The organism is Erythrobacter sp. HI0063, from assembly GCF_001635685.1.
Classification (GTDB): Bacteria; Pseudomonadota; Alphaproteobacteria; order Sphingomonadales; family Sphingomonadaceae; genus Qipengyuania.
Genome location: NZ_LWFF01000274.1, coordinates 18,367 through 40,874 on the forward strand (window position 1 = coordinate 18,367; position 22,508 = coordinate 40,874).

A 22,508-nucleotide genomic window follows, 5' to 3' on the forward strand; every position below is an offset into this window, starting at 1 on the left:
TAACCGGCGATGACGCGGCCGGATGACGTCGGGGAAACGGGGAGGACAGCTTGCCGCAGGATGCGACCTCTCATTCCGGCACCGGTCACCGCGCCCGTCTTCGCGAACGCCTGCTGAAGGGCGGCGCCGAAGCGCTGGCCGATTACGAGCTGCTCGAATTTCTCCTTTTTGCCGGGATGCGACAGGGCGACACCAAACCGATCGCCAAACGGCTGATCGCGCAGTTCGGATCGCTCAGCGCCGTCCTGAACGCCGATCCGGCTGCGCTGATGCAGGTCAAGGGCATGGGCGAAGCGAACGCGGCATCGCTGCGCAGCGTGGCGCTGGCGGCGCGCAGGATGGCACGTGGGGCGGTGGAGAACCGCCCCGTCCTGGGCAGTTGGCAGGCGCTGATGGACTACCTCGCCATCGACATGGGGCAATTGGCGCATGAGCGCGTGCGCGTGCTCTATCTCAACACGCAGAACCGCCTGATCCTCGACCATCTCGCCAGCGAAGGCTCGATCGACGAGGCCGCGATCCATCCGCGCGAGGTGATGCGCAAGGCCTTCGACATCGGGGCCACCGCGCTGATCCTGGTCCACAACCACCCCAGCGGCGATCCGCAACCCAGCCGCGCCGACATCGCCATCACCAACCAGATCGCCGAGGCCGGGCGCCATGTCGGCGTGACTGTCCACGACCATGTGATCGTGGGCGGCGGCGGGCGGCACGTCTCGCTGAGAGCGAAGGGCCTGATCTAGGGCTCTCCGGCTCTATCGAGGCGAAAGTCCCCACTGCGCGTATTCCGCTTCGACACCCGGTCGCATCGCGACCGCTTCGGCGATCGATCGGCGCCCAGCCTCCCGGTCTCCCTGCGCAATCAGGATAAGGCCGCGCAGATATCGCGTTTCCGGCATCTCCCGATGTTCGCGCAGGGCCGCATCGGCATCGTTGAGAGCCGCAGCGTAATCGCCCATGCGATAATGAGCGAGCGCGCGACTATCGAGCGAGCCGGGACTGTAGCTCGAACGCTGCACCGCCTCTTCGCAATGCGCCATCATCGCATCGTCCACCGCGTCGCGTGTGCCCGCCAGCCAGCACATCGCGTTGAGCGTGCCGCCATCGCCGGGTCGGGCCGCCAGCGTCTCCTCCAGCAGGGCGAGACCTTCCTCGGACCGCCCGGCCCAGCCGAGCGCTTCGGCCATGACCTGATCGGCCCGATGCCGTTCCTCGACATAGTCGGCATATTCTTCGGCCAGCATCAGCGCTTCGTCCGCGCGGCCCAGGCGCCCAAGCCACTGGACCCGCTGCGGATAGCTCCAGCCGGTGGGCGAGAGATCTTCCGCCGTCTCGATATCCTCGAGCGCGGCTTCCAGATCGCCCATCATTCCGTGGAGTTCCGCACGGGCGAAATAGGTGTTCTCATCCGCCTCGATGGCGAGCGCCGCGTCGTAATCCGCCAGCGCGCCTTTGTAATCGAGCGTCCCCTGGCGGAACGAAGCGCGATTGAGATAGGCCGAAGGATCGTCCGCATCCGCCTCCTCGATCAGATCGGCGTAGATCTTTTCCATCGCCGCCAGACGGCTGCGATCCTTGCCGTATTCCCACGCGCGCATCGCGCTTTCGGGAGCGATCAGCAGCGGCAGGGCGCGCTCGTGCCGCGCCGCTTCGCGCCGGGCGGTCGCGATCTCGTCGGCAGGGATTTCGGGGCGGGTGCTGCGATTGGTCTGCGCGATGGTCAGTTTCCCGTCGTCCAACCGCGCGGTCGACGTCAGCTGGACGCCCGCGATAACGGTATCGATCGGATCGCCATTGCGCAGCGTGAAGGCATCGGCCTCTTCCGGCAGCAGCACTTCGACTTGCGAGCGGTAATAGAGCGGGTAATTGATCCGCAGCGGAATGTCCCGCCACGCCGCGCGCGACCGGTTGGAATCGATCGAAAAATCCGCTGCGGCCTGCGCGGGAGCGGATAGGCGATAGACGCCGCGATCCTGCGTCCACGGCGAAGTAATCAGGCCTTTCGCCTTATAAGTCGCGGTCCCGGTATCTTCATCGAATTCGACCGAATAGTCGCTCATCCGAACCTCGCCGAGGACACCCCCAATCACGCTGGAGACGACGTTGTAGCGCGTATCGTCATCGGCGATCTGGTCGAGGCTTTCGACGCCCACCGCTGCCGCGCCGGTGTTTGTCACCGTGATATCGAACAGGGCTGGCACTGCCACGCCCGCACGGCTGTCCAGGACCAGGCGAACGTCCCCGTCCGGCACGCTCTGCCCGCGCTGGTCGAGAGCGACGAGGTCGGCGCCGCCTTCGCGCAGGGGAAGCCCGTGATAGAAGGCGGGCACCTCGTCCATATTGGCGAGCCTGGTGCCGCGCGAAGTCCCGTCGAGCCAGTAATCCGTCCCGTCGATAGTGGCGCGCACGATCACGTGATCGAAGCTGGCGGGCGCGGGCAGCATTTCGGGCACCGCATCGCCAGCCTGGGTTCGCACGAGCACGCTTTCGGCCTCGATCCCGAGTTCTTCGAGCATAGCGGCAAGCATCAGGGACTTGGCCTTGCAATCGCCGAAGCGCAGTTTCCACGTATCGGCGGGCGATTGGGGCAGGTAATTCCCGCCATCCATCCCGTTCATAAGATAGCTGACACGATCCTGCACGAATTGAGTCGCCAAGGCAGCGCGCAGCTTGGGATTGGAGCCCGCCGCTTCGGCGATCGCCGCGACTTCGCGGGCGAGATCGCTGCCCGGAGCTATCGTGCCTTCGGTCGCGAAATAGGGTGCCATCACGCGCGACACCTGAGCGTAATCGCTGAAGCTGGTGGCCGCGATCAGGGGCGGCATCAGATACCGCAGCGGCGCGTCCTGGGGCATTTCGGGCTGTTCGGGCAGCGGCAGATCGACTTCGAGGATTGTGTAGCCGTTCGCGGTCCTCACGGTCGGCTCCTCGGCCTCGCCGCGGATTTTCCACTTGATGTCGGCATCTTCGGGCCACGAGATTTCCATCCCGAAATCGCCGAACGGGATCGGCTCGGCGACGAGGCCGTCGATGAACTGCATCTCCCTGCCCAGAGCCTGATCGCTGACCGTCGTCGAGACCGCCATGCGCAGCACGTCGCCGACCTGAGCGCCGGAAAGCGGCATGGTCGCCGTCAGCCGCCCGTCGAGCACGCGCTTCTCCAGCTCCTGCTCGCGCCGCAGGACTTCGAAGCGATTGCCATCGGCCAAGAGGTCGATGACCTTACCGTCGCGGATAAGCTGGACGCTGTGGAAGATGAGATCGCCCTTGTCGGGCATCCACACATGCGCCAGCTGATTCATCTGGGTCAGCATTTCCGGCGTGCCCAACCGGAGGGCCGCGTCCGAATAGGACCAGACCCGTCCATCCTCCAGCCGAACCCGCTTTTCCGCGCGAACCAGCGGCGATTCGACCGCCAGATCCTCTTCCGTCAGCGGTTCGAAGCCGACCCAATCGGGCGCCGGTTGATAAAGCGGTTCCTCCCCGGCCGAGGCCGGAACGGCGAACGCCGCGCAGGCGATCGCGATGGATGACACGGCGGCGACCCGAAAACTATGCATGAAATTCCCCCTGGAACGGCCAAACGGGGCCGCTTCCTGATACCGATCCTGCCTTGGGTTTACGTCGGACACAAGGGCACTTGGTTCCGCTTTGGACGAGACTTGGCTTGGCACCGGGAAATCCGCGCAATCGCCGGGGTATCCGGTCGGGGCCGGTCATGGCCTTGCCTTTATCCATGCCGCCCCCTAGCCGCTGCCGCGAAATCCCTCGCCCAGTCTGATCCGGAGTCTCCGATGGTCCCCCGTTATGCCCGCCCTGCCATGACCGCCCTGTGGGAGCCGGAAGCGAAATACCGCATCTGGTTCGAGATCGAGGCACATGCGACCAGCAAGCTCGCCGATCTGGGCGTGGTGCCGCAAAGCGCGGCGGAGGCGCTGTGGGACTGGTGGAAGACCGAGCCCGCGATCGACGTCGCGGCGATCGACGCCATCGAGGCGGTGACCAAGCACGACGTGATCGCCTTCCTCACCTGGGTGGCCGAACAGGTGGGCGATGAAGCGCGCTTCATGCATCAGGGCATGACCAGTTCCGACGTGCTCGACACGACGCTGAACGTCCAGCTCGCGCGGGCGACCGACATTCTCCTCGAAGACATGGACGGCCTGCTCGACGCGCTGAAGACCCGCGCCGAGGAACACAAATACACCCCCACCATCGGTCGCAGCCACGGCATCCATGCCGAACCGGTCACTTTCGGCCTGAAACTCGCGCAGGCCTATGCCGAGTTCGAGCGCTGCCGCGCCCGCTTGTGGGATGCGCGCGCCGAAATCGCGACTTGCGCCATTTCGGGCGCGGTCGGCACGTTCGCGAATGTGGACCCTCAGGTCGAGGCCTATGTCGCCGAACAGCTCGGCCTCGTTCCCGAGCCGGTCAGCACCCAGGTGATCCCACGCGATCGCCACGCCATGTATTTCGCCACGCTGGCGGTAATCGCGGGCTCGATCGAGCGGCTGGCGGTCGAAATCCGCCATCTGCAGCGCACCGAAGTGCTGGAAGCGGAGGAATATTTCTCGCCCGGCCAGAAAGGGTCGAGCGCGATGCCGCACAAGCGCAATCCGATCCTGACCGAGAACCTGACCGGCCAGGCCCGCATGATCCGCGCCTATGCTCTCCCGGCGCTCGAAAACGTGGCCCTGTGGCACGAGCGCGATATCTCGCATTCCAGCGTCGAGCGTTTCATCGGGCCGGACGCGACGATCACGCTCGACTTCGCGCTGGCACGACTGACCGGCGTGGTCGAAAAGCTGCTGGTCTATCCCGAACGCATGCAGGCCAATATGGACCGCATGGGCGGCCTGGTGCACTCGCAGCGAGTCCTGCTGGCGCTCACCCAGGCGGGCGTCAGCCGCGAAGATGCGTATCGGCTGGTCCAGCGCAACGCCATGAAGGTGTGGGAATCGGACGGGCGGATGCAATTGCTCGATCTGCTGAAGCAGGACGAGGAAGTGACCGCCGCGCTCTCGCCCGAACAGCTCGAGGAAAAATTCGACCTCGGCTACCACTTCAAGCATGTCGATACGATCTTTCAGCGGGTATTCGACGCGGAAGCCGCTACCGATGGCGGGGAACTGGACGAAGCGCCGGGCGCTGCGTAGGCTCGGCTGCGTAGGCTCGATACCGATCTTTCGGGAAGGATAGACAGACCATGCAAATCGTCCGCACGATCGTCTGGGTGGTGATCCTCGCCGCGCTGCTGATCTTCACCGCCTTCAACTGGAATCCGGTCGAAGTGCAGATCTGGACCAATATCGTGCTGGAAACGAAGATTCCGGCGCTGGTGATCGTCGCCTTCCTGCTCGGCCTCGTGCCGATGTGGCTGATCCATCGCGGGACCAAATGGCGGCTGAAGCGGCGGATCGCCGGTCTGGAATCGGCTGCGCGCGCCAATGCCACCGCCGCGGCGGCCACGCCTGTCGTGACAGAACCGGTCGCGCCGACCCGTCCCGGCGATGGCGTCGAAACCGAGAATACCAGCTCCACGACGACGACCGAGACGGACGAAGAACCGGCCGTCGCAGTCGAATCGGACACCGCCCCGACCCGGCCGGACAACCCATGAGCAACCCCGTCTATCTCGCGCTCGATCTGCCGCAACTGGACGCGGCGCGCGATCTGGCGATCACGGTCCGCGCGCATGTCGGCGGATTGAAGCTGGGGCTCGAATTCTTCTGCGCTCACGGCCATCACGGCGTGCTCGACATCGCGCATGCGGCGAAGCTGCCGATCTTCCTCGATCTCAAATTGCACGATATTCCCAATACCGTTGCAAGCGCGATGCAGGCGATCAACACGCTCGAACCGGCCATCGTCACCGTCCACGCCAGCGGCGGACGCGCGATGATGGAAGATGCCAAGGCCGCGGCGGGCGAACACACGCGTGTCGTGGCGGTGACGATGCTCACCAGCCTGGACGAGCGCGATCTGAAGCGCACCGGTATTACGGGCTCGCCCCACGATCACGTGCTGCGCCTAGCCGAACTGGCGCAGGACGCCGGATTGGACGGGATCGTGTGTTCGGGCCAGGAAGTCGGCGCGGTCCACAAACAGTGGAAAGACTGCTTCCTCGTCGTTCCGGGCCTGCGACCGGCGGGCGCATCGGCGGGCGATCAGAAGCGCACCGTCACGCCCCGCTCGGCTCGTGACGCGGGGGCGAGCGTGCTCGTCATCGGTCGCCCGATCAGCCGCGCCGAAGACCCGCTCGCCGCCGCCCGCGCCATCGAAGCGACGCTCTGATACGAATTTCCGGCAGGATACGCCCAGGATCTAGAATGACCGATATAAAGATTTGCGGGCTTTCCACGCCCGAGACATTGGACGCCGCCGTCGATGCTGGCGCGACTCATGTGGGCTTCGTCCATTTCGAGAAGAGCCCGCGCCATGTCACTCTGGAACAGGCGTCCAAGCTGCGCCGCCGCGTGCCCGAATCGGTCAAGCTGGTGCTCGTCACCGTGGCGATGCAACCCGAACCGCTCGCCCGCGCCTACGAGGCGATCCGCCCGGACGTGATCCAGTTCCACGGCTCCGAAACGCCGGAATGGATCAAGCTGGTGCGCGAGACGATAAAGGTCGAAGCCTGGCGCTCGATCGGCTTGCGGTCGGCCGAAACGCTCGACAATGCGAAGAAGTTCGAAGGCGCGGCGGATCGCCTCCTCTTCGATGCGCCCGCAAAGGCGCTGCCCGGCGGCAACGGCGTCAGCTTCCAGTGGGATCTGCTCGACGGGTGGGAGCCGTTCATGCCCTGGGCGCTGGCGGGCGGATTGACACCGGACAATGTCGGCGAAGCGATCGCGCGTACCGGCGCGCCACTGGTCGATGCTTCCAGCGGGCTGGAGACCGAACCGGGCGTCAAGGATATCGGCCGCATCAAGGCATTCTGCGAGGCGGTGCGCGCCGCGTGATTCGTCGGGTTCCTAGCCACGCCTCGTCCGAACAACCGGTCCGACCGGCTCCCTAGAAGAACGTGCCGATCCCCAGAGTGATCGCGTCGACTTCGTGGTAATCGCCGAATACGTGGCGGTATTCCAGAGCGACATAGGCCTTGCCCGTGCCGATATGGTGTTCGTATCCGCCGCCCAGGTGCGGCGCTTCCTCGTAATGGGTGAAGGTGTAGCCTGCGTTGGCGAAAACCTTGCCGCGTTTGCTCACCGGCGTTCCCAACCGGCCCGTGAGCGCCCATTCCCAATGGGTGTCGTCGGCGAGCATTTTCTCAACCGAGACTTCGGCGCCTGCGAAACTGCCCTTACCGAGATCGAAATCGTAACCCGCCGCAGCGCCGATGACAGGATCTGTATGACCGTGCGACCAAGCCACACCGCCGCGCAGTTCCACGCGCGGCCCGCCGGTCGATTCGCCCGCAATCGCCGGCGCGGCGCATACCGAGAGTGCCAGAGCCGATCCCATTTTCATGAAACGCATATTTTTTCCCTGTTCCAAGAGGGCCGAAGCCCGATCCCCGAAGCGGAGAGCTACAATCGATACGTAAAATACGCGTTAGCGACGGCGCTGCTTTGGACGGCACCCGCAGGTGAAGCCAGTGGACATGGATCGGACCCTCTGCCAATCGCTGTGGCGATGACCGAACAAACTACGAAGCCTGACGAGACCGCCACTCTCGCCAACAGCATGCGTCACATGCCCGACGAACGCGGCCATTTCGGCGATTACGGCGGGCGCTACGTCGCCGAGACGCTGATGCCGCTGGTGCTCGATCTGGAGCGCGAATATCGCGCCGCGCAGGCCGATCCCGCCTTTCAGGCGCAATTCGACGACCTGCTCGAACATTATGTCGGGCGGCCCAGCCCGCTCTATTTCGCCGAGCGGCTGACCGAAGCCGTGGGCGGCGCGCAGATCTGGTTCAAGCGCGACGAGCTGAATCACACCGGCGCGCACAAGATCAACAATTGCATCGGGCAGATCCTGCTCGCCATCCGAATGGGCAAGACGCGCATTATCGCGGAAACCGGCGCGGGCCAGCACGGCGTCGCCACCGCAACGGTCTGCGCGCGCTTCGGCCTGCCCTGCACGGTGTTCATGGGCGCGGAGGATGTGCGCCGCCAGTCGCCCAATGTGTTCCGCATGAAGCTCTTGGGCGCCGAAGTCCGCCCGGTGACGAGCGGGCGCGGCACGCTGAAGGATGCGATGAACGAAGCGCTACGCGACTGGGTCGCGAATGTGGACGACACCTTCTACATTATCGGCACCGCCGCCGGGCCGCATCCCTACCCGGAGCTTGTCCGCGATTTCCAGAGCGTGATCGGCAAGGAAGCGCGCCAGCAAATGCAGGACCGCATCGGCCGCCTGCCCGATCTGCTGGTGGCGGCGATAGGCGGCGGATCGAACGCGCTAGGCCTGTTCCACCCCTTCCTCGACGATGCGGACGTGAAGATGCTCGGTGTCGAGGCGGCGGGGCGTGGGCTCGACGGCAACGAACACGCGGCGTCCCTGCTCGGCGGATTTCCCGGCGTGCTGCACGGCAACCGCACCTATCTGTTGCAGGACGAGGACGGCCAGATCACCGAAGGCCACTCGATCAGCGCGGGGCTCGATTATCCCGGCATTGGCCCGGAACACGCCTGGCTGAAGGATTCGGGCCGTGTCGAATACACTGCGGTCACGGACGAGGAAGCGCTGGAGGCGTTCCAGCTCCTCTGCCGTACCGAAGGTATCATCCCCGCGCTGGAGCCGAGCCACGCCATCGCCGCGGTGGAAAAGCGCGCGAAGGAAATGCCGAAGGACGCGATCATCCTCGCCAATCTGTGCGGGCGTGGGGACAAGGACATCTTCACTGTGGCCGAGCGGTTGGGAGTGGAGATGTGAGCGATGCGGTAATGCCGTTGGGGGCCATCGCGCCATTCGCGCTGATACTTGGATTGGTGCTCGCGGTTTTCCTCGCCGTAATCATCATCGAAGGGTACGAAACACCAGTATCCGCGTCAGATTCTCTGAAACGAATATTTGGATCGACCGGAGGATGGATCGGCGGTTTTCTTGTAGCACATTTCTTTCTCAACGGGCTGAAATTCTCCGATGAAATCTGGGCTAGCGTATTTGGTGCGGCGGCAGCGATGATGATACTCTTCGTGATCGATATGGTCGCATTACGATTTAAATCGGGACATCAAAAAAACGTTGGAGAAGGAGAATGACCCGCCTCTCCTCAGCCTTCGCCAAGCCCCATCCCGCCCTCGTCTGCTTCTTGACCGCAGGCGATGGCGACACTGCGGCAAATCTCGACGCACTCGTCGCTGGCGGCGCGGACGTGATCGAGCTCGGCATGCCCTTCACCGATCCGATGGCCGACGGCCCCGCGATCCAGAAAGCTAATATCCGCTCGCTCGGCGCAGGGACAACGACGGCGGACGTACTCGCGATCGCCACTCAGTTCCGTCAGCGCCATCCGGACGTGCCGCTGGTCCTTATGGGCTATGCCAATCCGATGGTCCGTCGCGGGCCGGAATGGTTCGCAGATGCGGCCATCAAAGCGGGCGTCGACGGAGTCATTTGCGTCGACATCCCGCCCGAAGAGGACGACGCGCTCGGCCCGGCTCTGCGCGCCAAAGGTATCGCGCCCATCCGCCTCGCCACGCCGACCACCGACGACAAGCGCCTGCCGCAGGTCGTCGCGGGGAGCGAGGGCTTCCTCTATTACGTCGCGGTGGCGGGCATCACCGGGATGCAGCAGGCGGCGATCGAATCGATCGAGGCGAATGTCGCGCGCATCAAGCAGGCGACCGACATCCCCGTGGCCGTGGGATTCGGTGTGAGGACGCCCGAACAAGCTGCTGACATCGCACGCGTTGCCGATGGTGTGGTCGTCGGATCGGCGCTGGTCGATCTGGTGGCGGAACACGGTGCGGATGCGCCCGAGCATCTGCGCAGCCTGACCGCCTCTTTGGCCGAGGCGGTGCATTCGGCGCGCTAGCATCCGCTTGGGGGCTGTCATGCGCCTGAAATACGCTTATAGGCCCGGCCCATGAACTGGTTCAATCGCGTCCGAAACTCGCTGACCTTCCTGCCCAAGAAGGAGACCGACAAGGATCTCTGGGTCAAATGCCCCGGATGCCAGCAAATGGTGTTCGCGCAGGAATACGAGGACAATCTATATGTCTGCCCGCGCTGCGACCATCACGGCCGCATCGGCGCGGACGAGCGGCTGCGCCAGATACTCGATCCGGGCTACGGCGTCCTCTCGCAGCCCGACGTGCGCGAAGATCCGCTGAAGTTCCGCGACACGAAGAAATACACCGACCGCCTGAAACAGGCGCGCGCGAAGAATCCGCACAAGGACGCCTTCACCGTCGGATCGGGCGAGATCGACGGGACGCCCGCCGTGGTCGGCGTGCAGGATTTCGGCTTCATGGGCGGATCGATGGGCATGGCGGTGGGCACGGCCTTCTGCAAAGGGGCCGAACGCGCGATCGAACGCAATTGCGCCTATGTCGTGGTGACGGCAGCGGGCGGCGCGCGCATGCAGGAAGGCATCCTCAGCCTGATGCAGATGCCCAAGGCGACGGTGATGACACGCCGCCTGAAAGAGGCAGGCCTGCCCTACATCGTGGTGCTGAGCGACCCGACCACGGGCGGCGTCACGGCCAGCTATGCCATGCTTGGCGACATCCACATCGCGGAACCCGGCGCCCTGATCGGCTTTGCGGGCCAGCGCGTGATTCAGGACACGATCCGCGAACAATTGCCCGAAGGCTTCCAGCGCGCGGAATATCTCCACAAGCACGGCATGGTCGACATGGTCGTCCACCGCAGCGATCTGAAGGATACGCTGGCGACGGTGCTGGACTACCTCTCGCCCAAGAAGGCGGCCTGACGCTTATTTCTGCTCCGGGGAGGCAATGATGGATTTCGCCACCTCCGCCGATCCCGCCGTCCAGCGCCAGCTCGATCGGCTGGCTGCGCTCAGCGTGCCGCAGGGACGGTTGGGCCTCGGCACGATCCGCGCGCTGCTCGAACGGCTGGGCAATCCGCATCTGCGCCTGCCGCCGGTCTTCCATGTCGCGGGCACGAACGGGAAAGGCTCCACCTGCGCCTTCCTGCGCGCGACGCTGGAAGCGGACGGCAAGAGAGTCCACGCCACCACGAGTCCGCACCTCGTCCGCTATAACGAACGTATCCGCGTGGCGGGCAGGCTGATCGAGGATGCACGGCTGGCGGAATTGCTGGCCGAAGTGCTGGATGCGGGCGAGGAGCTGGCTCCAAGCTTCTTCGAAGTCACCATCGCGGCCGCATTCGTCGAATTCGCGGGCGTGCCCGCCGATGCCTGCGTGATCGAAGTGGGTCTGGGCGGGCGCTTCGATGCCACCAATGTGATCGAAGACCCGGCGATATGCGGCATCGCGGCGCTGGGGATCGATCACGAACGCTTCCTGCTCGCACCTGAGGAAGGCGTGCCGAGCGAGCCGCTTGCCCGCATCGCGTTCGAGAAGGCGGGGATCGTCAAACCGGGCCGCCCGGTCGTCGCCCTGTCCTATCCCGAAGGCGCGTTTCTGGAAGTCGAGCGGGCGGCTATGGCGGCGGGTGCGCCGCTGGCCGTGAAGGGCCGCGACTGGGATGGGAGCGCCGAGCTGGCTGGCCTTCATTACCGCGATCGGCATGGCGAACTGGCCCTGCCCGCTCCCACCCTGCCCGGCCCGCACCAGATCGAGAACGCTGCGCTCGCGATCGCCATGCTGCGGCATCAGGACGTGGTCTCTGTCTCGCGCGAGGCGATGGCCGAGGGTATCCGCGCCACCCGCTGGCCCGCGCGCCTTCAGCGCCTCGCGCCGAGTCGGCTGACGGGCAATCGCGAAGTCTGGCTCGATGGCGGCCACAATCCCAGTGCGGGCGCGATGCTGGGTGCGCATTTCGCAGGCCAGCGACTGCACCTGATCGTCGGGATGCTGGAGGCGAAAGATCCCAAGGCGCTGACCGATCCGCTTGGCGATAATCTCGCCAGCCTCACTGTGGTGCCGGTGCCGGGGCACGATTACCACCCTGCCGAAATCTTCGGCCCGGACGCGCAATCCGCACCCGATGTCCCCGCCGCCCTAGCCGCGCTGCCGGACAATGGCCTGCCGGTGCTGATTGCGGGCTCGCTCTATCTGGCGGGCACGGTCCTCCAGCTCGCTGGCGAACTGCCCGACTAGCTAGTCAGGCCGTCGTTCAAGCGGTTTGGGGAGTTTCCGCCGGCTCCGCTGCCAGTTCGCTGGTGTCCGGTGCCACCACACCCGCATCCTTGCCCAAACGGACCACGCGCACCCATTCCGCGATACACAACACCACGGCGATCACGCCGATCAGCGCGGTCAGGATGAAGACGTAGGTGTAGCCGCGCACTTCGATCATCTCGCCCAGCGCGCCGCGCCCCAGCGTGCCGATCAGCAGCGTCAGCGAAGCGAGCAGCGCGAACTGCACGGCGGCGTATTTCTTGGCCACGATACTCGACAGCCAGGCGATGTAGGCCGCGCCCGCGATCCCGATGGCGAAGTTTTCCCAAAAGATCGTGAAGGAAAGCCGCGCTAACCCTTCGGACGGCGGGGCGGAGGTGAAGAACAGGAAGGACAAGCCGTTCGCCACCGAATTAACGAGCCAGGTAAAGCCGATCGCGTCGCTCGCCGCCTGCATCAGCGCCCCGCCTTCGGCCAGATCGGCGTAGAGCAGGTTGGTCGCCGCGGCGACGATCGCGCCCAGCGTGAGCATGAACATCCGGCCCAGCAGAGTGATCAGCCACCCGCCCAGCGCCAGCCCGATCAGAATGGCAAAGATGCCGAGGATTTTGGAAGCGAAGGCCACATCCTCGCCCGTATAGCCCAGCTCGCCCAGATAGAACGGGTAGGCGAACACGCCCCAGACCGAATCGGTGATCCGGTAAGTCAGCACCAGCGCCAGCACCAGCACCAGCGACCAGCCCATCCGGCTGACGAATTCGACCAGCGGCAGGACCAGCGCGCGATAGAGATGATCGGTGAACGTGACTGTCGGCGGCTCGATCGCGGCGCCCGCTTCGTGCGCCGCGATCACGTTCTTTCCGTCGCGCTTCTGCTTGACGACCCAAGCGGCGATGAAAGCGGGCAGCACGATGGTCGCCAGCACGATCAACGGCCCGTAAGTGGTCGTGAACAGCGTGACGTCGGGCCGCAGCTCTGGCGTCGAGGTCATGCTGCGGACCATGAAGACGACCACGGTCACGATCGCCCAGCCCCACAGGATACCGACCGCCAGCAAAGCACGGTTGCGGATTTTCGGCGTGACTTCGCCCACTTCGTAGAGTTCCGCCACTTCGGCGTCGCTGGCGGCAGCGGTCGCCACCTTATCGTCCGAAACGCGGGCATCGGGCGCGAACAGCCCGGCTATCCCGATCGCCAGCATGACGAAGCCGAACATGACATAGACCCACGGCCAGCCGTTCTTTTCCGCCAGAATGAGGCCGATCGCACCGCCGACGAGGCTGGCGAGCCGGAAACCCATCTGCGTGATGGTGGACAGGATATCGAGCGTCGCGACCTCGTCCGCCACGTCGATACGCCAGGCGTTGATGCCGATATCCTGCGTCGCGCTGGCGAAGGCGCCGATCGCGGCGAGCAGGCTGAACCAGCCGAGCGAGGTCGCGGGATTGAGCGTGCTCATCACCACCAGCGCGATCCCGACGATCAACTGCATCGGCGCAATCCATTGCTTGCGCTTGCCAAGCCTGCGCACCCCCGGAATATCGACCCGGTCGAGCAGTGGCGACCACAGGAACTGAAAGGCATAGGCAAGCCCGACAAGGCTGAAGACGCCCATCGTTTCGAGATCGACATCGGCCTCGGACAGCCAGGCATAGAGCGTGCCGAGGAACAGCGCGGGCGGCAGGCCCTGCGCAAAGCCGAACAGCAGCATGAAGACGGTCTTGCGATTGCTCAGCGCCAGGCCGAGCACCTTCCAGGCGCTTCGCTTCGTCTGTCCTGCCACTGGCGCCATTCCGGGTACGTCCTTCCAATTTCGTAAGAATTTCGAGCGACCCTAGCAGCGTCGCAAGCGAAGGGAACCTGAACGATGGCGCTTACCGACTTTATCGCGAGTGGACGCTGCATCGAAACCGGTCTCGCACCTGAAGGCGGGTTTACAGATGGCGATCAGGCGAGCGTGCGCGACGAGATGGACAGCGCGGGCGCGCGGACCTAAAGCCGCGGCCATGCCTGCCCTGCCCGAAACCGGAGACCGGATCGCAAAATTGCTCGCCCGCGCGGGTGTCGCCAGCCGGCGCGAGGTCGAACGGATGATCGCCGATGGACGCGTGGCGCTGGATGGCAAGGTGCTCGACACACCGGCGATCAAGCTGGAAAGCCTCAAGGGTGTGACGGTGGACGGCAAGCCCGTTGCCGCGCCCGAAGCGCCGCGCCTGTTCGCTTTTCACAAGCCTTCCGGCCTCATCACCGCCGAGCGCGATCCTGCGGGGCGGCCTACGATCTATGCTGCGCTGCGCAACGCGTTGCCGAAGAACACGCCGCGTCTGATGCCCGTAGGGCGACTGGATTTTTCCACCGAAGGCCTGCTGCTGCTGACCAATGACGGCGAATTGAAGCGCGCGATGGAATTGCCCGCATCCGGCGTCCCGCGCACCTATCGCGCGCGCGCTTTCGGAGAGGTATCGCAGGCGCAGCTCGACGATCTGATGGAAGGCATCACGATCGACGGGGTGCGCTATGGCAGTATCGAGGCCGATCTCGAACGCGGCAGCGGGCGCAATCGCTGGATCGAGATGACGCTGACCGAAGGCAAGAACCGCGAGGTACGCCGCGTGCTCGAACATCTCGGCCTGAAGGTGAACCGCCTGCTGCGCACCGCCTACGGCCCCTTCGAACTCGCCGACCTGCCGCGCGGCCAGGCGGTGGAAATCCGCCAGTCGGATGTCGAACGCTTCCGCAAATCGCTGAAGCGGGGGCGCTGATGCGTATCGTCGCGGGGGAATGGCGCGGGCGGAAGTTGAGCGCGCCCAAGGGTGAGGCGACCAGGCCGACCGCCGATCGAACGCGCGAAACGCTGTTCAGCATGCTCGCCAGCCGGTTGGGATCGTTCGAGGATCTGGCGGTCGCGGATCTGTTCGCCGGATCGGGCGCGCTGGGCCTCGAAGCGCTGTCGCGCGGCGCGGGCCATTGCCTGTTCGTGGAGAATGACGGCGCAGCACTCGATACGATCCGCGCCAATATCGCGGCCCTGAAAGCGCGCGATCGGGCGACGGTGCAAGCGGGATCGGTGATGAGCCTCGGCCCGGCCAAGCAGCCGCACGATCTGATCCTGCTCGATCCACCCTATGGGACCGGAGCGGGCCAGGTGGCGCTCGACCGGATGATCAGGCTGGGCTGGATCGGCGAAGCGACTTGGATCGCGCTGGAAACGGCAAAGGACGAGGATGTCGCGGTCAAGCTGCTCGCCGTGGATGCCGAACGAAAGGTCGGCAAGGCGAAGCTCACTCTCCTGCGCCTCGCGTCCTAGATCGGAATTTCCCGCACGAAAAAGGGCGGAGCCGCCATGGCAGCTCCGCCCCCTTCCAAGCCCCGCGATCGCGCGATGCGCGGCTCGCGGGTGGCAGCTAGTTTATCGCGCGCCGCGATTGATGCAATTGTCCTGCTGCATCGGTTCGCAGATCGGAAGCTGTGCGGTCGGCGGCGGGGGGCCCTGATCGCCCGGCGTGGGCTGAACGCGGGCATTGCTGACGAAGCGGATGTTGCCCGTGGTGACGGTACGCGCACTCGCGGTGTTCGACATGTTCGCCGAACCGGTTGCCGACGCATTGTTCATGTTACCGGCCATCTGCGATGCGATGGCGGTCCAGGCCTGCGTGCGCTGGGCCGGAGTCATGCCGACGATGCGGACGCGCTGTTCGTTGTTGAGCATCCACCAACCCTGCTTCTGCTGGTCGGTGAGCGTCCAGTAATAGGTCTTCGCATTGGCGGGCCATGCGTCATAGGTCGCGCGGCGATCGGCGGGCCAGCCGTCATACATCGCCTTCTGGGCGGCGGTCATCTGCATGGATGCGGTCGCGGTGGTGTTGGCCGACTGCGCGGTGACAGGAGCGGCGGCGATGGCGAGGCCAAGAGCGGCGCCTGCGGCAAGAAGAGTCTTCATAAGTCGTATCCTTTCGTGGATCGTGTCTATGGCCCTCTTAACGGGCAAACCCCGCTGGAGGTTCCGACGCGTGCCCGACGCTGCGGCTCGGCTCGTCGCAGCGCTTGCACGGCGGCCCGCCGTTCCCTACTTGTTCGCCTGACCTCATGACCGATCTCACTGTCCCCACGTCTCGCGACGATCTGCCTGCCTATGCCCAGAGGCTGAATCCGCCCCAGCGCGAGGCGGTGACCACCACCGAAGGGCCGGTGCTGATGCTGGCGGGCGCAGGCACGGGCAAGACCGCGGCGCTGACCGCGCGGCTCGCGCATCTCATCGCCATGCGCCTCGCCTGGCCGAGCGAGATCCTTTGCGTCACCTTCACCAACAAGGCCGCGCGCGAAATGCGCGAACGGGTGGCGCGCCACATGGGCCAGGCGGTGGAAGGGATGCCCTGGCTCGGCACCTTCCATTCGATCGGCGCCAAGATGCTGCGCCGCCATGCCGAACTGGTCGGGCTGCAATCCAACTACACCATCATCGATACCGACGATCAGCTGCGCTTGCTGAAACAGCTGATCCGCGAAAACGATCTCGACGAGAAGCGCTGGCCCGCCCGCCAGCTCGCCGGTCTGCTCGACCGGTGGAAGAACCGCGGCCTCAATCCCGGCGATCTGGATGCGGTGGAGAACGAAAGCTACGCCAACGGGCTCGGCGAGCAATTCTATCGCCTGTATCAGGAGCGGCTGAAAAGCCTCAACGCCTGCGATTTCGGCGATCTGCTGCTGCACATGCTGAACATCTTCCGCCAGCATCGCGATGTGCTGGAACAGTATCAGCGGCGCTTCAAATATATCCTGGTGGACGAATATCAGGACACCAATCAGGTCCAGTATCTGTGGCTTCGCCTGCTGGCGCAGGAGCGCAAGAATATCTGCGTGGTGGGGGATGACGACCAGTCGATCTATTCCTGGCGCGGGGCGGAAGTCGCCAATATCCTCAAGTTCGAAAAGGATTTTCCCGGCGCCAAGGTCGTCAAGCTGGAGCAGAATTATCGCTCCACGCCCCAGATCCTCGCGACCGCGTCCGGCCTGATCGACGCCAACAGCCAGCGGCTCGGCAAAACGCTATGGACCGAGCTTCCGGCGGGCGACAAGGTGCGTGTAATCGGCGTGTGGGACGCGCCCGAAGAAGCGCGCCGGGTGGGCGAGGATATCGAGCGGCTGGAGCGCGAAGGCGCTCCGCTGGACGAGATCGCAATCCTGGTCCGCGCACAATACCAGACCCGCGAGTTCGAGGATCGCTTCATCCAGATCGGCCTCAATTACCGCATCGTGGGCGGTTTCCGTTTTTACGAACGCGCCGAGATCCGCGATGCGCTCGCCTATCTGCGCGTGATCGCCCAGCCTGCCGACGATCTCGCTTTCGAACGCATCTACAACCAACCCAAGCGCGGCCTCGGCGCCAAGACGCTGGAAGCGATGCGCCGCCATGCGCGCCGCACCGGCCTTCCGCTCGCCGCCGCCAGCCTCGACCTCGTCGACAGCGACGAACTGCCGGCCCGCGCGCGCAACATGCTGACTGGGTTGCTGAAGCAGTTCGTCCACTGGCGCGAAGCGGCGGAGCGGGAGACGCCCGCTAATCTCATGCGCCTCGTCCTGTCCGAAAGCGGCTATGACGACATGCTCGCCAAGGAACGCAGCGCCGAAAGCGCAGGGCGGGCGGAAAACCTTTCCGAGCTTGCCCGCGCAATGGAGGAATACGACACGCTCGGCGATTTTCTAGAGCATGTCGGCCTCGTCATGGACAATGACGCGCAAGGCGATGACGAGAAGGTCACCATCATGACCATGCATGCCGCCAAAGGGCTGGAGTTCAACAACGTCTTCCTGCCCGGCTGGGAAGAAGGCGTGTTTCCTTCGCAGCGCGCGCTCGACGAAGGCGGGCTCGCCTCGCTGGAGGAGGAACGCCGCCTCGCTTATGTCGCGATCACGCGGGCACGGCGCAAATGCACGATCCTGCACGCTGCCAATCGCCGTATCTTCGGCCAGTGGACCAGCTCCATCCCGAGCCGCTTCATCGAGGAATTGCCGGACGAACACATCGAGCAGGAAACCACGATGAGCGGCGGCGCATCCCTATGGCGCGCGAACTGGAGCGAGAGCGAGGATCCCTTCGCCCATGTTTCGCGCGACCGCCCCGACCGCAGCACCACGCGCGGCCCCGGCTGGCAGCGGGCGCTCGCCACCGGATACGAGACCAAGCAGGCGCGCATCGGCGAAAACAAGCGTTCCGCCGCAAGCTTCGCCGCCAAGGCCCGGACCGACGTCGCGATCGGTGCGCGCGTCTTCCACGAAAAATTCGGGTATGGCGAAGTCACCGATCAGGAAGGCAACAAGCTCGAAATCGCGTTCGAGAAAGCCGGGACCAAGCGCGTGATCGACAGTTTCGTCAAGCTGGCGGACTAGCCACCGTCTTTTGGCATCACCGCAACGCTCCCCCGAGGGAGCGAAGCGGTCACCCCAGAGCGGACACGTCGAGGAATGTCGGACGCGGTCCGTTCCACTCGCCTGCGGGCACGGTTTCGTCGCGCTGGTCGTCGCGGCGAGCGGCCTTGCGCTCTGGCTGCTCGTCGGAACCATCCCGCTCGATGCGAGACCGGTCACGGCGCGGCTTGTCCTTGGGCGACGCATCCTGCGCGCTGTCGTCGCGCTCTTCGCTCTTGCGGCGGCTCTTACGCGCGGGCTTTTCGTCGCGCGGCTCGTCGGTCTTTTCCGCCTTGTCCTGCGAAGAATCGCGCAGTTCGACGCGCACGTCCTCCTGCCCGAACACCTTGATCGGATTTCCGGTCAGCTTCTCGACATTGTCGATCGCCTCGGCATCTTCCGGAGTCACGAAAGTGAACGCGCGTCCCTTGGCGCCCGCGCGGCCGGTACGACCGATGCGGTGCACGTAATCGTCGGGATGCCAGGGCGTATCGTAATTGAAGACGTGGCTGACGCCCTTCACGTCGAGCCCGCGCGCGGCAACGTCGCTGGCGACGAGGATATTGACCTCGCCCTTCTTGAAACGATCCAGTTCCTGCAGGCGGCTGGACTGGTCCATGTCGCCATGGATTTCTCCGCTGCGGAAACCGTCGCGCTGCAGGCTCTTGTTCAGGTCGCGCACCGTCGTCTTGCGGTTGGCGAAGACGATCGCGGTTTCGACCAGATCGTGGGCGAGCAGCCAGCGCAGCGTATCGGCCTTGCCCCGCGCCTTGGTCATCACCTTGAAGGCGGTGATGTCCTTATTGGTGCTGGCCGCGCGGCTGACTTCGATCCGCTTGGGATCGGTGAGGAATTTCTTCGCCAGCTTCTGAATCGGCGGCGGCATGGTGGCGCTGAACAGCAGCGTCTGGCGCGCATCGGGAAGCTTGGAACAGATGAATTCGATGTCGGGAATGAACCCCATGTCGAGCATGCGGTCCGCTTCGTCGATCACGAGCAGTTCGCACCCGTTCAGCAGGATCTTGCCCCGCTCGAACAGGTCCATCAACCGGCCCGGCGTGGCGATCAGCACGTCGACGCCTTCGTTCAGCGCCTTGACCTGATCGCCCATCTGCACGCCGCCGATCAGCAGCGCGAGCTTCAGATCATGGTTCTTGCCGTATTTCTCGAAATTTTCAGCCACCTGGGCGGCCAGTTCGCGGGTCGGCGCCAGGATCAGGCTGCGCGGCATCAGCGCGCGGCGGCGTCCGGCGGCCATGATATCGATCATCGGAAGCACGAAACTGGCGGTCTTGCCGGTACCGGTCTGCGCGATGCCGATGATGTCCTTCATCATCAGGACCGGCGGGATCGCCTCGGCCTGGATCGCGGTCGGCTCGGTATAACCGGCGGCTTCGACCGCATCGAGGAGTTTTTCGGAAAGGCCGAGATCGGCAAAGGTCATGCAGGTCCGCTTCGGGTCAGGAGTGTGGAGTCCGGGGAAAGGGTCGAGAAACGAGGTGCGCGGGAAAGGTCCGCACGCGGCGCGGCCCTTGGCGCAAAATCGCCGTCAAGTCAAGAAATCGCAGCGGTTACTCGCCGCCGGAGACCGCCACCAGCTGCGACATATCGGACAGGGAACATTTCGCCCCCGTACGCGACAGCAGCCGATCGCGATCGACGCAGAGCCGCCCGTCCTCGTTGGGCTCGAAATAAAAGCCCGAATAATAGTCGCGCGCCGAACAGGACCGTTCGAGCTGCGCGCTGATCAGCCGCCGATCGCGCAGATAGAGCAGCAGACGATTTCCGGTGCTGGCCCTGACACCCGCGATGGCGGAAACGGGCAGGCAATCGTCCATCGGGCGCGTCACGAACCGAACCGGCGCGCGCGTCTGGGCAGCAGCGGGAGCGAAGCTCTGCGGGGGTACGGCGCGCGGCGAAATCCGCACGATCACCCGGCGTTCGATCCGCACCTGATTGGCAGTCTGTGGGCGGAAATCGGGCGCGAAGCGAACCCACCAGGGCGCAGCGCTCTGCGACATGTCGTTCCGGCGCCGCGCCGCCTCTTCCGTCAGGCGCGCAGGCGCATCTTGTTGCGTGTGGACCTGGCTGTTCACCACGACGCCATCGGCCACAGGCTTATCGACTGCGGAGGTCGCCAACAAAAGCAAAGGGGACAGGAAGATGGCTAGGCTGGCCATGGGCAGAAGCTGAAAGTCCCTCCAATCGCCGCGCGAGCGCGAATGTGCGCGGGCGGTCTCGTCGCAGGTCGCCCTGCCCCTGAATGCTTGAACGCGCGCTTAATTGCACCCCTGCGCCCCAACGCGGTGGCGCTGGAGCGAACAGGTGTGGCATATCGACCACCATGAATCACCCCGCCCACCCCACGTCCTCGTTCATCGATCAGGTCCGCACATTGCTCGGCCCGCGCGGTTTCACCGACGATCCCGAACTGGTCGAACCATGGCTGACCGACTGGCGCGGCCGCTTTACCGGCAAGACGCTCGGCCTCGCCTCGCCTGCCTCGACCGATGAGGTCGCCGCGCTCGTGAGGCTGTGTCACGAATACCACGTGCCGATCGTGCCCCAGGGCGGGAATAGCGGCATGTCGGGCGGTGCCACGCCCGATGACAGCGGCACGACCCTGCTCCTCAGCATGCGGCGAATGGACGCGATCCGCTCGCTCGACACCAAGGCGCGGGAGATCGTGTGCGATGCGGGCGTAGTGCTTCAGACCCTCCACGACGCCGTCGAGATGGAGCGCTTGCGCTTTCCGCTGACATTGGGCGGCAAGGGATCGGCTACCGTGGGCGGCCTCGTCTCGACCAATGCGGGCGGGACACAGGTGCTGCGCCACGGATCGATGCGCGCGCAAGTGCTGGGATTGGAGGCGGTCATGGCCGATGGCAGCGTGCTCGACACGCTCACACCGCTCAAGAAAGACAATCGCGGGTTCGACCTCAAACAGCTCCTGATCGGTTCGGAAGGGACGTTGGGAATCGTCACCGCCGCGACCCTGCGCCTGCTTCCCGAAATCGGGGGGCGGCGCGTGTTGTGGGCAGGGCTCGGCTCGATCCGGCAGGCGCGCGAGCTGCTGCTCCATTGCGAGGCCCATGCAGGCGATTTGCTGGAAGGTTTCGAGGTCGTTCCACGACATTCGCTTGCCGCCGTGCTCGATTACCTGCCCGATGCGCGCAGCCCCTTGCGCGGCGAACATGAATGGCACGCGCTGATCGAGCTTGTGGTGCAGGAGGGCGCGGACGACAGGCTCGATCTTGTGGCCCAGACTCTGCTCGAAAGCGCGCTGGAACAAGATCTGCTCCAAGATGCGACCATCGCTGCGAACGAGCATCAGGCCGAACAATTCTGGCTGCTGCGCGAATCGATCGCGCCCGCCGAACGCGCGATCGGCCCGGCGGCGCAGCACGACATTTCCGTGCCCGTGGCGCGCATGGCGGATTTCGTCACCGAGGCGGTGCCCGCGGTCGAAGCGCGTTTCCCCGATCACGACGCGATCGCTTTCGGACATCTCGGAGACGGCAACGTCCACTTCCACGTCCTCGCCCCGCGCGGCAGCGACCGGGCGGAATGGGAAGCCTCCCAGGCGAAGGAGGTCAGTTCCTTCGTCTACGACCTCGTCACGCGGTATGGCGGATCGATCAGCGCCGAACATGGGATCGGTCAGGTGAAGGTGGACGAATTGCAGCGGCTCGGCGATCCGGTGGCGCTGGCGACGATGCGTGCGGTCAAGCAGGCGCTCGATCCTCGCGGCATCCTCAATCCGGGCAAATTGCTCCCGCTTGCCTCCGCGCCGGACTCTCCGTAAAGCGCGCGCTTCACGCGTGCCGGGGGGCGGGTCCAACCGAACCAATGCGCGCAACGCTACATTCAGACCGATCCGGAGAT

The 22,508-nt window shown here is 64.9% G+C and carries 21 protein-coding genes; 15 read left to right on the forward strand and 6 right to left on the reverse strand.

What is annotated here, in order from left to right; all coding sequences use genetic code 11:
* Window positions 1–50 precede the first annotated feature (50 nt).
* Window positions 51–743, forward strand: coding sequence for a DNA repair protein RadC (radC, locus tag A3736_RS08670; protein WP_067681730.1), 693 nt, complete (start codon window positions 51–53; stop codon window positions 741–743).
* 12 nt (window positions 744–755) lie between these two features.
* On the opposite strand, the gene A3736_RS08675 is transcribed toward radC, so the two are convergent.
* Window positions 756–3,560, reverse strand: a complete 2,805-nt coding sequence (locus A3736_RS08675; protein ID WP_067681733.1) for a DUF3857 domain-containing protein — start codon at window positions 3,558–3,560, stop codon at window positions 756–758.
* Between the two features lie 234 nt (window positions 3,561–3,794).
* Between A3736_RS08675 and purB the strand changes: the two genes are divergently transcribed.
* The 4 genes from purB to A3736_RS08695 are packed head-to-tail and all read left to right on the forward strand — an operon-like array spanning window position 3,795 to window position 6,959.
* Window positions 3,795–5,156 carry an adenylosuccinate lyase gene (gene purB / locus A3736_RS08680; protein ID WP_067681736.1) on the forward strand — a complete coding sequence of 454 codons (1,362 nt, stop codon included), beginning with the start codon at window positions 3,795–3,797 and terminating at the stop codon, window positions 5,154–5,156.
* A 50-nt stretch (window positions 5,157–5,206) separates the two neighbouring features.
* On the forward strand, window positions 5,207–5,620 hold the full coding sequence (locus A3736_RS08685; protein ID WP_067681740.1) for a DUF1049 domain-containing protein: 414 nt from the start codon (window positions 5,207–5,209) through the stop codon (window positions 5,618–5,620).
* Window positions 5,617–6,294 (forward strand): orotidine-5'-phosphate decarboxylase, encoded by a 678-nt coding sequence (gene pyrF / locus A3736_RS08690; protein WP_067681743.1) that lies wholly within the window; start codon window positions 5,617–5,619, stop codon window positions 6,292–6,294. The genes A3736_RS08685 and pyrF overlap by 4 nt, the downstream gene beginning before the upstream one ends.
* A 35-nt stretch (window positions 6,295–6,329) precedes the next feature.
* Complete coding sequence (locus tag A3736_RS08695; protein ID WP_067681747.1) at window positions 6,330–6,959, forward strand: phosphoribosylanthranilate isomerase; 630 nt, start codon at window positions 6,330–6,332, stop codon at window positions 6,957–6,959.
* A 52-nt stretch (window positions 6,960–7,011) separates the two neighbouring features.
* Here A3736_RS08695 and A3736_RS08700 read toward each other — a convergent pair whose 3' ends face one another.
* Window positions 7,012–7,476, reverse strand: coding sequence for a porin family protein (locus A3736_RS08700; RefSeq protein ID WP_233999329.1), 465 nt, complete (start codon window positions 7,474–7,476; stop codon window positions 7,012–7,014).
* 156 nt (window positions 7,477–7,632) lie between these two features.
* Here A3736_RS08700 and trpB point away from each other — a divergent pair, with 156 nt between their 5' ends.
* Genes trpB through A3736_RS08725 form a run of 5 tightly spaced genes read left to right on the forward strand, consistent with a single transcriptional unit; the run spans window position 7,633 to window position 12,197 of the window.
* Window positions 7,633–8,877, forward strand: a complete 1,245-nt coding sequence (gene trpB, locus A3736_RS08705; protein ID WP_067682088.1) for a tryptophan synthase subunit beta — start codon at window positions 7,633–7,635, stop codon at window positions 8,875–8,877.
* Complete coding sequence (locus tag A3736_RS08710) at window positions 8,874–9,206, forward strand: hypothetical protein (protein ID WP_156502055.1); 333 nt, start codon at window positions 8,874–8,876, stop codon at window positions 9,204–9,206. Before trpB ends, A3736_RS08710 begins: the two co-directional genes overlap by 4 nt.
* The gene (trpA, locus tag A3736_RS08715) at window positions 9,203–9,982 is read left to right on the forward strand and encodes a tryptophan synthase subunit alpha (protein WP_067681751.1); all 780 of its coding nucleotides are present in this window, start codon (window positions 9,203–9,205) and stop codon (window positions 9,980–9,982) included. Before A3736_RS08710 ends, trpA begins: the two co-directional genes overlap by 4 nt.
* Window positions 9,983–10,033: 51 nt before the next feature.
* Window positions 10,034–10,882 (forward strand): acetyl-CoA carboxylase, carboxyltransferase subunit beta, encoded by an 849-nt coding sequence (gene accD / locus A3736_RS08720; RefSeq protein ID WP_067681754.1) that lies wholly within the window; start codon window positions 10,034–10,036, stop codon window positions 10,880–10,882.
* A gap of 25 nt (window positions 10,883–10,907) precedes the next feature.
* On the forward strand, window positions 10,908–12,197 hold the full coding sequence (locus tag A3736_RS08725) for a folylpolyglutamate synthase/dihydrofolate synthase family protein (RefSeq protein ID WP_067681758.1): 1,290 nt from the start codon (window positions 10,908–10,910) through the stop codon (window positions 12,195–12,197).
* A 16-nt stretch (window positions 12,198–12,213) separates the two neighbouring features.
* Here A3736_RS08725 and A3736_RS08730 read toward each other — a convergent pair whose 3' ends face one another.
* Complete coding sequence (locus A3736_RS08730; RefSeq protein ID WP_067681761.1) at window positions 12,214–14,010, reverse strand: MFS transporter; 1,797 nt, start codon at window positions 14,008–14,010, stop codon at window positions 12,214–12,216.
* Between the two features lie 75 nt (window positions 14,011–14,085).
* Here A3736_RS08730 and A3736_RS18155 point away from each other — a divergent pair, with 75 nt between their 5' ends.
* Genes A3736_RS18155 through rsmD form a run of 3 tightly spaced genes read left to right on the forward strand, consistent with a single transcriptional unit; the run spans window position 14,086 to window position 15,525 of the window.
* Window positions 14,086–14,214 (forward strand): hypothetical protein, encoded by a 129-nt coding sequence (locus tag A3736_RS18155; protein ID WP_255362977.1) that lies wholly within the window; start codon window positions 14,086–14,088, stop codon window positions 14,212–14,214.
* A gap of 10 nt (window positions 14,215–14,224) precedes the next feature.
* A complete protein-coding gene (locus A3736_RS08735; protein WP_067681764.1) occupies window positions 14,225–14,980 on the forward strand; it encodes a pseudouridine synthase in 756 nt (251 codons plus the stop codon).
* A complete protein-coding gene (gene rsmD, locus A3736_RS08740) occupies window positions 14,980–15,525 on the forward strand; it encodes a 16S rRNA (guanine(966)-N(2))-methyltransferase RsmD (protein ID WP_067681767.1) in 546 nt (181 codons plus the stop codon). Before A3736_RS08735 ends, rsmD begins: the two co-directional genes overlap by 1 nt.
* A gap of 102 nt (window positions 15,526–15,627) precedes the next feature.
* Here the strand turns inward: rsmD and A3736_RS08745 are convergent, their stop codons facing one another.
* Window positions 15,628–16,158, reverse strand: a complete 531-nt coding sequence (locus A3736_RS08745; RefSeq protein ID WP_233999330.1) for a hypothetical protein — start codon at window positions 16,156–16,158, stop codon at window positions 15,628–15,630.
* A gap of 146 nt (window positions 16,159–16,304) precedes the next feature.
* Here A3736_RS08745 and A3736_RS08750 point away from each other — a divergent pair, with 146 nt between their 5' ends.
* A complete protein-coding gene (locus tag A3736_RS08750) occupies window positions 16,305–18,605 on the forward strand; it encodes an ATP-dependent helicase (RefSeq protein WP_067681770.1) in 2,301 nt (766 codons plus the stop codon).
* 49 nt (window positions 18,606–18,654) lie between these two features.
* Here the strand turns inward: A3736_RS08750 and A3736_RS08755 are convergent, their stop codons facing one another.
* Together A3736_RS08755 and A3736_RS08760 are read right to left on the reverse strand one after the other, a co-directional pair.
* Window positions 18,655–20,067, reverse strand: a complete 1,413-nt coding sequence (locus tag A3736_RS08755; RefSeq protein WP_067681773.1) for a DEAD/DEAH box helicase — start codon at window positions 20,065–20,067, stop codon at window positions 18,655–18,657.
* A 127-nt stretch (window positions 20,068–20,194) separates the two neighbouring features.
* On the reverse strand, window positions 20,195–20,803 hold the full coding sequence (locus tag A3736_RS08760) for a hypothetical protein (RefSeq protein ID WP_067681776.1): 609 nt from the start codon (window positions 20,801–20,803) through the stop codon (window positions 20,195–20,197).
* A 164-nt stretch (window positions 20,804–20,967) separates the two neighbouring features.
* On the opposite strand from A3736_RS08760, the gene A3736_RS08765 reads away from it, so the two are divergent.
* Window positions 20,968–22,428, forward strand: coding sequence for an FAD-binding oxidoreductase (locus tag A3736_RS08765; protein ID WP_067681781.1), 1,461 nt, complete (start codon window positions 20,968–20,970; stop codon window positions 22,426–22,428).
* Window positions 22,429–22,508 lie beyond the last annotated feature (80 nt).